Source organism: Peribacillus sp. NPDC094092, from assembly GCF_050279365.1.
Lineage (GTDB): Bacteria > Bacillota > Bacilli > Bacillales > DSM-1321 > Peribacillus.
In genome coordinates, this window is the sequence record NZ_JBNNUC010000002.1 from 1,318,275 (window position 1) to 1,330,680 (window position 12,406).

The 12,406-nt window shown below is 41.0% G+C and carries 12 protein-coding genes; 10 read left to right on the forward strand and 2 right to left on the reverse strand.

Annotation, left to right across the window (positions count from 1 at the left end; genetic code table 11):
* Positions 1 to 11 precede the first annotated feature (11 nt).
* Positions 12 to 302, forward strand: coding sequence for an SAV0927 family protein (locus ACQKNS_RS15425; RefSeq protein ID WP_076365856.1), 291 nt, complete (start codon positions 12 to 14; stop codon positions 300 to 302).
* A 17-nt stretch (positions 303 to 319) separates the two neighbouring features.
* A complete protein-coding gene (locus tag ACQKNS_RS15430) occupies positions 320 to 568 on the forward strand; it encodes a hypothetical protein (RefSeq protein WP_427644068.1) in 249 nt (82 codons plus the stop codon).
* 72 nt (positions 569 to 640) lie between these two features.
* Here the strand turns inward: ACQKNS_RS15430 and ACQKNS_RS15435 are convergent, their stop codons facing one another.
* Positions 641 to 1,381, reverse strand: coding sequence for an IclR family transcriptional regulator (locus ACQKNS_RS15435; protein ID WP_427644070.1), 741 nt, complete (start codon positions 1,379 to 1,381; stop codon positions 641 to 643).
* Positions 1,382 to 1,555: 174 nt separating this feature from the next.
* Between ACQKNS_RS15435 and ACQKNS_RS15440 the strand changes: the two genes are divergently transcribed.
* The 7 genes from ACQKNS_RS15440 to ACQKNS_RS15470 all read left to right on the forward strand — a co-directional run bounded on the left by ACQKNS_RS15440 (position 1,556) and on the right by ACQKNS_RS15470 (position 9,837).
* A complete protein-coding gene (locus tag ACQKNS_RS15440; protein ID WP_427644238.1) occupies positions 1,556 to 2,434 on the forward strand; it encodes a dimethylarginine dimethylaminohydrolase family protein in 879 nt (292 codons plus the stop codon).
* Positions 2,431 to 4,047: a M20/M25/M40 family metallo-hydrolase gene (locus ACQKNS_RS15445; protein ID WP_427644072.1), complete on the forward strand. Its 1,617-nt coding sequence runs from the start codon at positions 2,431 to 2,433 to the stop codon at positions 4,045 to 4,047. The genes ACQKNS_RS15440 and ACQKNS_RS15445 overlap by 4 nt, the downstream gene beginning before the upstream one ends.
* 55 nt (positions 4,048 to 4,102) lie before the next feature.
* Positions 4,103 to 5,557 (forward strand): YfcC family protein, encoded by a 1,455-nt coding sequence (locus ACQKNS_RS15450; RefSeq protein ID WP_427644074.1) that lies wholly within the window; start codon positions 4,103 to 4,105, stop codon positions 5,555 to 5,557.
* A 49-nt stretch (positions 5,558 to 5,606) separates the two neighbouring features.
* Positions 5,607 to 6,797 carry an amidohydrolase gene (locus ACQKNS_RS15455; protein WP_427644076.1) on the forward strand — a complete coding sequence of 397 codons (1,191 nt, stop codon included), beginning with the start codon at positions 5,607 to 5,609 and terminating at the stop codon, positions 6,795 to 6,797.
* 214 nt (positions 6,798 to 7,011) lie between these two features.
* Positions 7,012 to 7,773 carry a dimethylarginine dimethylaminohydrolase family protein gene (locus tag ACQKNS_RS15460; RefSeq protein WP_427644078.1) on the forward strand — a complete coding sequence of 254 codons (762 nt, stop codon included), beginning with the start codon at positions 7,012 to 7,014 and terminating at the stop codon, positions 7,771 to 7,773.
* 51 nt (positions 7,774 to 7,824) lie between these two features.
* A complete protein-coding gene (locus ACQKNS_RS15465) occupies positions 7,825 to 9,243 on the forward strand; it encodes an amino acid permease (protein ID WP_427644080.1) in 1,419 nt (472 codons plus the stop codon).
* A 255-nt stretch (positions 9,244 to 9,498) separates the two neighbouring features.
* A complete protein-coding gene (locus tag ACQKNS_RS15470; RefSeq protein WP_427644082.1) occupies positions 9,499 to 9,837 on the forward strand; it encodes a VOC family protein in 339 nt (112 codons plus the stop codon).
* A 287-nt stretch (positions 9,838 to 10,124) separates the two neighbouring features.
* Here ACQKNS_RS15470 and ACQKNS_RS15475 read toward each other — a convergent pair whose 3' ends face one another.
* A complete protein-coding gene (locus ACQKNS_RS15475) occupies positions 10,125 to 11,957 on the reverse strand; it encodes a sigma 54-interacting transcriptional regulator (RefSeq protein ID WP_427644084.1) in 1,833 nt (610 codons plus the stop codon).
* Positions 11,958 to 12,150: 193 nt separating this feature from the next.
* Between ACQKNS_RS15475 and ACQKNS_RS15480 the strand changes: the two genes are divergently transcribed.
* Positions 12,151 to 12,354 carry a hypothetical protein gene (locus tag ACQKNS_RS15480; protein ID WP_427644086.1) on the forward strand — a complete coding sequence of 68 codons (204 nt, stop codon included), beginning with the start codon at positions 12,151 to 12,153 and terminating at the stop codon, positions 12,352 to 12,354.
* Positions 12,355 to 12,406: the final 52 nt, after the last annotated feature.

Genomic DNA, 12,406 nt, shown 5'->3' on the forward strand with positions numbered 1-12,406 from the left:
GAGGCAATCCGTTGAATTTTGATATTCTTTCCGAAAATAAAGAAAACCAGGCAATTCATCATTATTGTTTATTGTCACAAGATTATAGATATGATGTGACCATTGTATATTCGGCCCAGTTTTTCGGGAAAGCAATGGTGACTTCCATGCAAAGCGGAAGAATGATCCTGCTATGTGCCAATGATATTAATTTAGATCAGTACTGGGCCCCGACCCTTGGAATTGAACAAGAAGATATACATGAGTTCCAAAACTTTCTCAAGTTAGTCTTACAAACCCCATTTCATTTAGAAGAATATTGAAGGAAGGAATGATGTAAATGTACGTTGATGTGATTCTTAGCCCATGTGAAGGCAGGATTGAAAAAATTTCTATATGCGAAAATTCCAGATTTTACGAATGGGAACAATTATTTCAGATCAAGAAGGCAGATGGACGTGTGGAAATCATTGATATTGGTGTCAGCGGAAAAATAGAATCATTGGAGGTATTGGAGGGTGAACCAGTGGTGGCTGGCGAGGTACTTGCCTATTTCAAAGAAGATTTATTTGTGACTGGCAGCGATTAATATAAAAACGAAAAAGAAGATGAAATGATTCATCTTCTTTTTCGGCTTATCCGATCATCCTCTCCACTGTGGTCATGTTCCCCTATACCCCAATTTTGCAGAAACCCGATTGCCAGTTTCCATAACATTTTTAATGAGGAAATCAAGTCTTTCATCTGTCAGGTTAAAGCTGACAAAACCTATGCTCACAGCACCGTGAACTTCCCCAAAATGGTTCAGTATCGGCACGGCAACAGAACATGTTCCCTCTGTTCTTTCACTGTGGCTGATTCCATGTCCCTTCATTTTAGTCTCTTGCAATATATCCCAAAAAGCTGTTCTTTCTTGAATTGGCACAAGAGCATCCACGATTTTTTTGGCTTGATTATATGGCATATAAGCGAGCATCGCTTTATTGGCAGCCCCGATATGCATGGGTACTCGTGAGCCAAGCTGGTCATAAACCCGAATTTGGCTTTTTTCACTGTCGATTCGTTCGATAACGAGTGATTCCATTCCTATTGGCTGGCTAAGATAGACGCTTTCCTCGACTTTGTTCATCAGCCTTTCCAGTTCAGGCCTTATTTGGCTGATGTAATCCATTTTGTCATACATACGTAAACCATATTCGAGCCAAATATTCCCCAAACCATATTGTTTGGTTTGCCCGTCCTGTTGGATTAATCCATGCAAGGACATCGATTTTAACAAACGATGCATGGAGCTGACAGGAAGTTCACATTCTTGGGAAAGTTCCGTAATTGACAGCCAGTTTTCCGATGAATTGGAAACCAGCACCTTTATAACGTTCATGGCACGGTCGATCGATTGCATAAACAAACCACCTATCTTTCATAACAAGTTGAATGAAACTTTGAGTTATTTGAAAATTTAAAACATATTGACATTATACCAAAGTTGATTTTATAATAAAAGAAAAATTCCTATTAGCGGAAACGTTTTCCACTATGCGGAAAAGGAGGAGAGGCAGTGGTATATTGTTCGTCCATGTACAAACCATTGGAACGTGTCATTGTAAAACATCCGAGAGAAGCGTTTATTAGTCAAGAGCATTTAAGCCAAGCATGGCGGGACTTCAACTTTGCGGAAGAGCCGGATTTCAACGAAGCATTAAAAGAGTATGGTGACTTTATTTCAATTTTGGAGAAATATGTTCCAAACATCGATTATTTGCCAGCATCTTCGGTAGTCGGCATTGACTCCTTATATGCACATGACCCGGTCAAATTCACAAGTCAAGGAGCCATTATTTTAAAGTCCGGGAAAGAATTGAGGCAGCCAGAAGCTAATGTATACAAGGAATTTTGTAAGGAAAAGAACATCCCGGTAATTGGGTATTTAAAAGGTGATGCTGTCGCGGATGGCGGTGATATCGTTTGGCTTGATGATAAGACCCTGGTTGTCGGACATGGTTATCGTACAAATGCTGAAGCGATTCGGCAATTAAAAGAAATGACCGCTCATCTTGTCGATGAATTCATCGTAGTTCAGCTTCCGCATGATCAAGGAGAGGGAGAGTGTCTCCATCTCATGTCTTTCATCAGCATGGTCGACCAGGATTTAGCAGTGGTTCACTCCCGCCTTATGCCTGTCTTTTTTAGAAAACTGCTGGTAGAACGAGGCATACAGCTTATCGAAGTACCGGTTGATGAGTACTTGACCTTGGGATGTAATGTTCTTGCCATTGCTCCGCGGGTTTGCGTGATATCTTCTGGTAACGCTTACACGAAGCAAAAGCTTATAGATGCGGGAGCAACGGTTTATGAATACAAAGGAACCGAGATCAGTTTCAAAGGCACTGGCGGTCCAACTTGTTTAACCTGCCCGGTGGTGCGTACAAATATTAATGAAGGGGGATTGGGATGAGTCAATTACTATGGGGTACTCCAGAAACTCTCCGTGCTTTGTTATGTGAACTTGTTAGCTGGGATAGCCGTACTTTTACACAAGGGGAACGAACGTTTCCGTATAAGGTGCAAGAGAAATTGAGGGAACTTGATTATTTTAAAAGGAATCCGGCGCACTTATCGCTTCACGAGGCTGATTCAGGGAGGAACTTTGTCAATGCTTTTTATAAACATCCAGATGCAATGGAAACTGTTGTATTAATTAGCCATTTTGATACGGTTCATACAGAAGAATACGGTGATCTTGAGACTCTTGCATTTCAACCAGAGGAGCTCACGAAAAAACTTCATGACAGGAAAGTTGAACTGCCGGAAGAAGCGCGCATTGATCTTGAATCAGGAAAGTACTTGTTTGGCAGGGGAACGATGGATATGAAAATGGGGCTTGCCCTTCATATGGCTATCATCGAAAAGGCAAGCATCGAAAAATGGCCGATCAATCTCCTGCTGTTAACGGTTCCTGATGAGGAAGTGAATTCTGCGGGAATGAGGGCTGCAGTTAAAGAACTTGTGACTTTACGTGATAAATATGGCCTTTCCTATAAAATGTTTTTTAATAGTGAACCGTCCTTTTCACAGAAACCGGGCGATAATAGACATTATATTTATTCAGGAACTTTGGGTAAAATCATGCCCGCGGCGCTTTTTTATGGGAAAGAAACTCATGTAGGTGAGCCATTAAAGGGCATGACGGCTAACTATATAGCCTCGTTCCTCACGCAGCTCATGGAGTGGAACACTCTTTTTCTGGAAAGTGATCTTGGTGAGGAAACACCTTTACCGGTATCGCTTCAGCAAAAAGATCTAAAATTACAATATTCAACACAGACACCATATCGGGCAGCCGCGCTTTATAATGTGTTCATTATGAAAAGGACAGCTGCAGAAATAATGGACCTTTTCGAACAGGTTGCTTACGAAGCAGCGATGAAATGCAATGAATCTTATAAAGAGCTTTGCCTGCGTGAACAAATTGAAGGTGTAGGTGAAGTACAAGTATTGCGCTACGAAAAGTTACTTTCATATGCCGAGGGCAAATTTGGCGGTAGTTTTGTTGAGCAAATAAAGAGTGAAGTAAATGGGAACATGGATTTGGATGAACGGGATAAATCAGTGCGGATCGCTGAAAAATTGATGATACAATGTCAGGAGCTTTCACCCGCCATTGTATTGATGTTCGCACCCCCATATTATCCAGCCGTCAATACGTCCGATGATCCGCTTATCATGGAATCTGTAAAATTAATGAAGGAAACTGCCAGAATGCTTGGTGAAGAAGTCAGCCAAATTCATTATTTTAATGGCCTTTGCGATTTAAGCTATGTTCAATATAGTGATGAGTCTGATGGCTGGACAGCATTTGAAAAAAATACACCGGTCTGGGGCGATACTTACAGCATTCCTTTTGCTGATATGCAAAAACTTCAGGCACCCGTCCTTAATGTGGGGCCGTTCGGCAAGGATGCCCACCAGCGTACTGAGCGCCTTCACATCGATAGCGCCTTCGTCCATACACCCGTCATGCTGGAGAAGTTAATAAAGAGTATGTTTAAGTGCTTGGTTGAGAAGTGATGGTCCGACAGGAGAACGGGATTAAAAGTATAGAACTTTAACTGGGGGTATTTATATGAATGACCTGCCTAATGGCCAAATCACTTCCGAGCCGCATACTCAGAATAATAAGCCGCTTAACCAATTGACGGAGTTACGGGAAAAAGGGATTAATCCTTTTGTATTAATGTTTATTGTAATTGTAGTAGTGACGGTATTAACCTATATCTTACCTGCAGGCCAATATGAAAGAATTGAAAAGGATGGCCGCAGTGTAGTCGATCCCACTTCTTTTGAATTCATTGAATCAACACCAGTGGGATTATTGGAAATGTTCAGCAGCATTCACGCCGGGATGATTGAAGGAGCTTCGATTATCTTGTTCGTCTTTTTGTTTGGCGGAGCACTGGGAATCATGCAAGCAACAGGAGCACTGGATTCTTTCATTAAGTTTGTGGCTGTCCGATTCGGAACAAAAGAGAAATTGCTTATTCCGTTGATGGTATTAATCTTCGCATCATTAGGGACACTGATCGGCTCTGCTGAAGATGCATTAGTTTATATAGCAATCATTGTGCCGATGACGATTGCATTAGGCTTTGATGCCCTTACAGGTTTTGCGATCGTCATCCTCGGAACATTGGCGACTGGATTCATTTCGGGCATTACGAACCCTTTTAATGTAGGAGTTGCCCAAAGCATTGCAGAACTGCCCATGTATTCGGGAATGGGATTGCGAATCGGTCTTCTTGCAGTGTTTTATGTCGTTACAGTATTGTACATCTACTTCCATGCAATGAAGGTTAAAAGAAACCCTGAACTGGGGGAGTACGGGAAATTCAGGCGTGAAGAGCATGCACATCTTGATAAAAACTTTAAGATGAGTAAAAGACATAGCGCTGCATTAATTATTTTATTGGTGAATTTCATTCTATTAGTTTATGGAGTTATTAAATTAGGATGGTATATAAGTGAAATTGGCGGCTTGTTTTTATTAAGCGGGATCATAATGGGCCTAATTGGCGGCTTGACTCCATCCAAGATGGAAAATGGTTTTATTTCAGGAGCAGGCGACATGGTTTCGGGGGCATTGATAATCGGCGTTGCACAGACAATCTTGGTCATCATTACAAGTGGCGGATTGCTGGATACGATTCTATATTATGCTGCAGGACTGGTTGAGCAGCTTCCTCCCGCCATAAATGCAATCGGGATGTTCATTGTCCAATTATTCCTTAACTTCATTGTTCCATCCGGAAGTGGACAAGCAGCATTAACGATGCCGATTATGGCTCCATTGGCAGATTTAATGGGTGTGACAAGACAAACGGCAGTGTTAGCTTTCCAATTAGGGGATGGAATCTCGAATATGATATTTCCGACTTCTGGAGTGCTATTGGCTGGACTGGCAGTGGCAGGCATATCATTTACGAAATGGGTAAAATGGGTGTTTCCGTATCTTTTGATTCAGGTTGCGGTAGCGATCATCTTTTTGATCATTGCTCAAAGCATACAGTATGGCCCTTTTTAAAGAGCGGAAAAGTCTGAATATTGGCACTAAGTGATCAAGGAGGCATTTTATGATGAAGACAATACAGGAGACGGTTGTGGATGAAGTGATTTCATGGAGGCGTCATTTCCACGAAAATCCGGAGCTCTCATATCAGGAGTACCAGACTTCTGAATTCATCTATAGGAAATTAAAAACCTTTACAGGATTAGAAGTGACGAGACCAACCGAAACGAGCGTTTTAGCTGTTCTCAAAGGATCTAAAAAATCCGCCCGAAAAGCGAATACCATCACTTTTCGTGCAGATATCGATGCACTCCCGATTCAAGAAGAAGCAGAAATTGATTATAAATCAAAAAATCCTGGGGTCATGCATGCATGCGGTCATGATGCTCATGCTGCGATGTTATTAGGCGCTGCTAAAGTCCTCGCCGGGAAAAAAGATACGATTGATGGAGAAATCAGGTTCATTTTCCAACACGCCGAGGAAGTTCTTCCAGGGGGAGCCCAGGAATTGGTGAAAAAAGGGGTCATGGAAGGGGTGGATTATGCATTTGCACTGCATGTTACGCCATATGAACGTACAGGGACGATTTGTTTAAGGAAAGGGGTATTCTGTGCAGCAGCCGATGATTTTGAAATTAAAATCATTGGTCAGGGCGGACATGCATCGACTCCGGAATTAACGGTAGATCCTCTGATCATTGGTGCAGAAATTACGACGAATATTCAACATATCGTTTCCAGAAAAATTTCTGCGCTTAGGACACCTGTCATTTCAGTCACTCAGTTTCATTCAGGCAGTGCGCTCAATGTCATTCCTGAATATGCGGAAATAGGTGGTACCATTCGTTCCTTAGACCCTGATAGCCGAGTGAAGGCAAGGGAATATCTAGAGCAAATCGTCAAGGGAATTTCAGAAACGCATGGGGCGGTATGTGAAATTACTTGGTATTTAGGGTATCCGGCCGTGGTGAATGATAAAGCAGCTGCCGATATTTCAAGAACGGTCATGGAAGGTATTTTTGAAGGAGATCATATCATCCAGGTTGATGATCCGATGTTCGGAACAGAAGATTTTTCGGCATTTTCAGAAATCGTACCCTCTTCCATGCAATTTCTAGGCGTTCATAATGATGCGTTTGGAAAAGCTTACCCTTTACACCATCCTAAATTTAAAATCGATGAGAACGCTTTAGGGTATGGAGTAAGATATTTTGTAGGAATAGCGGATACATTATGCGGTCATCAAAATAATTGAGAAAACATTGGGCAGGAAAAGACACCCGTTATAGTTTAAAAGAAGCTTACGGTTGTCTTTTCTCCCTATCATGGCTGTTTTTCCATGATTTCCGCTTCTGGATTAGTTAAGTGCAGCAGTGATGAAAAGAAAATTCATTAAAAAAACGACTGGTTTTAAAAGGCTGATATCCTGAATTTTTTAAAAATAATCTACCCATTTAGGAGGAATATATATGTTTAAACATGCGATTGTAAGAAAGATTGGAAAAAGTTTTGTAAATGGCTTAACAACATCGGATTTAGGAAACCCGGATTATGAAAAAGCACTTGTACAGCACGAGGCTTATGTAGAAGCATTAAAACGCTGCGGTGTAAAAGTGACCGTTCTCGAATCGGATGAGAGATACCCTGATTCCACGTTTGTTGAAGATACAGCCGTGTTGACACCAAAATGTGCCCTTGTAACCAATCCTGGTGCAGAAAGCCGGAACGGTGAGATTAATGAAATGAAAGAAGTTTTAAAGGACTTTTATGACACAATCGAATATATTCAATCTCCAGGTATGTTAGACGGCGGAGATGTAATGCAAGTTGAAGATCACTTCTATGTTGGCCTTTCAACTAGAACAAATGAAGCAGGTGCTATTCAGTTCAAAGATATAATGGCTAAGTATGGTTTTGATACGACCATCATTCCCCTAAAGAAGTTCTTTCATTTAAAAACGGGTGTCAATTACCTGGGGGACAATAATTTATTAGTGGCCGGGGAATTCATTGATCACGAAGCTTTTTCTGGCTTCAATCAAATTATCGTAAAACAGGAAGAAGAATATTCGGGTAACTGCGTAAGAATGAACGACTGCGTGATCGTCCCAAAAGGGTTTGAAGGTACAAAGAAAAAAATTGAAGAGTTGGGATACACAGTGATCGAAGTGGAGATGACTGAATTTCAAAAACAAGATGGCGGACTTAGTTGTCTCTCTTTAAGGTTCTAAGATCGTTTAGGGGAAGGCATAGGCTAATAGATAAGATAAGGAAGTGATCATATGGGGTATGGACTGGAGAATAATGATCAGCTGCAACGCTCAATGAAAAGACGCCATTTATTTATGCTTTCACTTGGCGGCGTAATTGGTACAGGCCTTTTTTTAAATGCAGGCTATACAATTAATCAAGCGGGGGCAGGAGGCGCCCTGGTCGGTTACCTAGCCGGCGGTCTAATTTTGTATATGGTAATGGTCTGCCTTGGCGAGCTAGCCGTTCATATGCCTGTTACTGGTTCATTCCAGAAATATGCTGCTGAATTTATTGGGCCTTCCGCTGGTTTCTCTCTAGGATGGATGTATTTCGTAGGTTCAGCAGCAACTGCAGGAGTGGAGTTCACTGCTGCAGGAATTTTGATGAAACAATGGTTCCCCCATAGTCCTACCTGGATTTGGTGTGCTGTGTTCATAGTGCTTTTATTTACTTTGAATGCATTGACGACAAGAGGATTTGCAGAGGCGGAATATTGGTTCGCAGGAATAAAAATCGTTGCAGTGATTTTGTTTATCTTGATTGGAATCGCTGGCATCTTCGGTTTTGTCTCTTTATCTGATCGTCCAACCCCATTCTTCGAGAATTTGGCTCCTTCTGGTCTATTTCCAGCAGGGGGGATTACAATTATCTTTGTGACAATGATGAATGTAATATTTTCTTATCAAGGCTCAGAACTAATAGGAATAGCGGCAGGGGAAAGTGAAAAACCCGAAGAGAATATCCCTAAAGCCATTCGGAACGTGCTATTTAGAATCATTGTTTTCTACATTTCGTCGATTATCATCCTTTCCGCCATATTCCCTTCTTCGGAATTAGGCTTATTGGAAAGTCCTTTTGTAACTTTGATGAAGATAGCCGGGATTCCATATGCAGCAGGTATCATGAATTTCATTATTTTGACAGCCATTCTTTCTGTGGGGAATTCATGTCTTTATGCATCCACAAGGTTGCTTTGGTCTATGGCTCATGACGGAATGGCACCAAAGGTGTTTGGTCTATTATCCAAGAGGAAAGTGCCATTGAATGCCCTTCTTTTTACGATCTGTTTTTCGCTTCTATCGTTATTAACTAGCTTCATTGCGGCGGATACAGTGTTCGTGATGCTTATGTCCATAGCGGGTATTTCCGTCACGATTTCATGGATGGGAATTGCGTTATCGCAATATATGTTTAGAAGGAAGTTTATAAAAGCGGGTGGTAAAACGGAAGATTTACAATACATAGTACCCTTTTACCCATTTGTCCCGTTGTTTTGTTTAGGCTTTTGTTTGCTGATTCTAGTATTCCTTGCCTTTGATCCCACTCAACGAGTCGGACTGTTTTATGGGATAGGATTTTTGATAGCCTGTATATTATTCTATAAATTTAAATTGGCCAAGAAAGTGGAGTCAAAAAACACTGGTTTTGAAAATGAAAAAATATTGTAATAGAGTTGTACCAAAGGCTAACCAGTTTTTACTGGTTGGCCTTTTTAAATCTTATAATTGCGGTAACTTGGATGATTATTTACTGTATAGAAGGATGATACTGTCATTTTCATTAAAAAGAAGGAATACCTTACAAAATAGGAAGGGAAAATTAACAAGTCCGATTACAAAGTGACTAACGACATCACATAGAGCCTGTGGAAAATTAACTTTTTTACCGATAGAAAACAATACTATTATAATCGGGGGGAAGTAATGAAGATCAATCATATAAATTTAACAGTTAATGATGTTGAAGCATCACGGGAGTTTTTAGAAAGATACTTTGGATTGTCATGTGCAGGAAGCCGGGGAGATGGCTTTGCCGCAATGAGAGATGATGATGGATCCATATTGACACTAATGAAAGGAAGCGATGTCCAATACCCCAAGACTTTTCATGTTGGATTCATACAAGAAAATGAAGAGCAAGTTAACAGGATCAATCAACGCTTGAAGGATGATGGATTCATGGTGAAACCGCCAAAACACTTACACAGATATACGTTCTATGTGGAAGCGCCTGGAGGATTTAATGTAGAAGTACTGTGTTAAGAAGTACTTGAAGATAAATCGTAAAACGGTTATATGACAGGATAGTGGAAGAACAAGATATAATATAGCCTAAATAAGTGGGGTCAATATGCTAAAACCATTTGGATGAAAATTGGCTGGCGATCATGCCATTTTAATTCCTCCATAACGTTCATGGATGTATATGGAGGAAAATACCGAAAAAGCTGACTGCAAAAGCCTGTTTTAAGAGGGCTCCTGTCATCAGCTTTTCTTTTTTTGCTTTTGGTCCCCAAACGTTTTGATCCTGCATGACTGCATCCTAAAAATCAAACATGTATATTGAGTTGCTTACGGAGACGTTGCATTTCAGAATTGAAATAGGCTTTGCTGTAATCACATCCTACAATGGCGACAATATTGCCGTCATCATCAATAATAGGCGCAAAGCTTGTTTTCCACTCACCGTACCTGTCTTCATATATGGGAGTCACACCAGCTTTACCATTAAACGCCTGGTATGCGACATTAACCATTTCAGGGGGACCAATATATTCTTCCCCCGGTTCAATTACAAAGCCTTTATCTGCAACGAGGTGAATCAGACGTCCATCCTCCGTCATGATAAAGATGAAGACCCATTCAATTACGCCTTCCTTTTCTTGAATCATGGTAAGTTTTTGTTTTAATTTATGGGAGTAGGAGGTTTTCCGGTTCATATTTTTTTGTAGACTGATAACCTCTTCAGCTGGAATGATAGCTGCGGTTACAACGGCAATGGAACGAAGCCGTTGATTTATTTGTTCCTCTAAAATGGCCCGTTTATCCACTGGTGAAAAGCGTGCCTCTTCAATTTTATTACGTAATTTTTTATATTTCCTGCTCATCGTAGGCTGGCTTACTTCCAATACCTTCGCCGCTAGTTTTAATGATTTGTATTGTTCCATCGCCATATTGATAAGCTGTTCCTCCACAAGGTCGACTGCTTCCTGCATGGGCATCAGAAAATCGATAACAGGTATTGAAGTGGGTTTGGGCCCTTTAAAAGGAAGGACCTCTTTTACCAACGCAACATCCACTTCCGGCATTCCGCTAGTAATCACTAGCCTTTCAACTGTATTTTCAAGTTCGCGCACATTACCGGGCCATTGATAGATACATAGCAAGTCGATTGCATCAGGAGTGAAAGCCACATTTCGATTGTATAGTGTATTGTACTTTTGTAAAAAAAACTGAACCAGATGGGGGATTTCATCTACACGATTCCTAAGCGGCGGAAGGTGGATGGGTACGACATGAAGGCGATAATATAAGTCTTCTCGAAATTCACCTTTTTTCACCATTTTTTCGAGCGATTTATTTGTTGCTGCAATCACTTGAATATCAACAGGGTGTGATGTCGTACTTCCAATTGGTGTGACAACGCGTTCCTGAAGGACTCGAAGCAGTTTTACCTGTACGTTAAGCGGTAACTCGCCAACCTCATCCAAGAATAAGATCCCTTTATGGGCGAGTGTGAATTTCCCTTTGGCCCCGTCTTTCCTTGCGCTGGTAAAAGCTCCTTCCACGTAGCCAAAAAGTTCGCTTTCAATCAAGTTTTCCGGAATTGCACCGCAATTGACAGGTATAAACGGACCGTCGCTTCTGTTACTCATATTATGTATGGCCCTGGCGGCCATTTCCTTTCCTACACCGGATTCCCCCAATAAAAGGACTGTTGCGCTAACATCGGAAACCATTTGCATTTTATGCAGAACATCAAGCATCGGTTTACTGCGGATCACAAATGGAAAAGATGGCTTCTTCGATTCCAACAAAGGCCCCGATTGCCCCCTTGATGTATCTGGATAAGAGTCTTTAATTTCCTTGTAGGCCCAAACCCATGCCCCAGATTCAACCGGATATGCCGTCATCAGCATTACCGGACCCTGCCATGAGGATTGCATGAAAGATTTTTTTTCATTTTTGCCCATAATCTCTTCTGCCAAGCTAGTGGAAAATAAATCTTGTTCAACATCCTTGATGGATCTGCCGACATTAGCGGATTTGACTGTTTGGAATAGGGTATTCCCTGTTCCGGTCGAATTCAGTATGGTGCCATTTTTATCTGTCACGATAAGCTGATCGTAAATAGACAAGAGTGCAGAGGTGAAGTGATCCATTTATGTCTACCTGCCTTTCATAAACTATCTAATTTTATATTACAGAAATTTCACAATTGTTCAATAGTTTCAAAAATGAATATTCTTCCTATTGAAAACTCAGTAACCGTGGTGTTTCCTGATTGGCATGTTTATTGCAATAAAGTAAAGAGAAGGGACGAGAAAGCATGATGCAAAGGAGGGAGAAGCTATTTTGAATAATGAGAATCAGTTCCAACAGAATATCAATTCTGAAGATCCCTTTATTAAAAATCTCTATTCAGATTTGAATGAGCGGATCAATGCGTATGAGCAGGAAGATGCCGTGAAAATTGACAAAATGAAATGGAAGGATGCGACAGGTTCTATTTTTCTCATGATTTTAATCATCTTTTACCTGGTCTATACACTTGTCTAAAGTAGTTTCGTTTAGCTCACCCAAAACTATTACAGCCTTATTTCCAAGCGAT